This window comes from Mesorhizobium sp. M0040 (assembly GCF_040323505.1).
GTDB lineage: Bacteria > Pseudomonadota > Alphaproteobacteria > Rhizobiales > Rhizobiaceae > Mesorhizobium.
This window is the reverse complement of sequence record NZ_JAMYVA010000152.1, coordinates 1-629: the sequence shown is the minus strand read 5'-3', so window position 1 is coordinate 629 and position 629 is coordinate 1. Positions and strand designations below refer to the sequence as shown.

At 67.2% G+C, this 629-nt stretch carries 1 protein-coding gene; it reads left to right on the top strand.

Annotated features, from left to right (window positions below; genetic code table 11):
- Window positions 1-629 (top strand): LysR substrate-binding domain-containing protein (locus NKJ91_RS33730; RefSeq protein WP_352458950.1); only part of this gene is annotated, 629 nt, incomplete at both ends.

The following is a 629-nucleotide window of genomic DNA, read 5'->3' as shown; positions in this document are numbered from 1 at the left end:
TTCGTGCGCCAGCAGACCGGCTACCGGCTGACCCCGGTCGGCGAGGAACTGCTGCGGCGCGCCGAAGACGTCGAGGCGGCAATGCAGTCGCTGACCCGCTGGCGCGAGGGAAACCTGCCCGACCGCATTGTCCGCGTCTCGGCCGGGCCATGGACCTCGGCCTTCGTTTCCGCCCATATCGGCGAGATCTGGACGGTCGATGACGGCATAAGGGTAGAGCTTGTCACCACCACCGACCGGGTCGACATCGGCCGCCGTGCCGCCGACATCGGCATCCGCAGCGAGCGCCCGACCGAGCAGTGGCTGGCCGGCCGTCAGAGCGGCAAGGTCGCCCACGCCATTTATTCCGGACGTCACCTGATCAACGGCATCGCCGCCGGATTGTTCGTCGGCGTCACCGGCGAAGGCGCAAACATTGCCTCGGCGCGCTGGCTGCAAGCCCATCACGGCGACCGCATCGCCGTACGCGGCAACAACACCCATTCGGTGCGCGAACTGGTGGCCGCCGGCGCCGGCCTTTCGGTCTTTCCGTGCTTCGTCGGTGACGGCGATCCGCGGCTGGTTCGCGTTGCTCAGCCTATCCCCGAACTTGAAACCGACCAATGGATCGTCACCCATCACGAGGAACG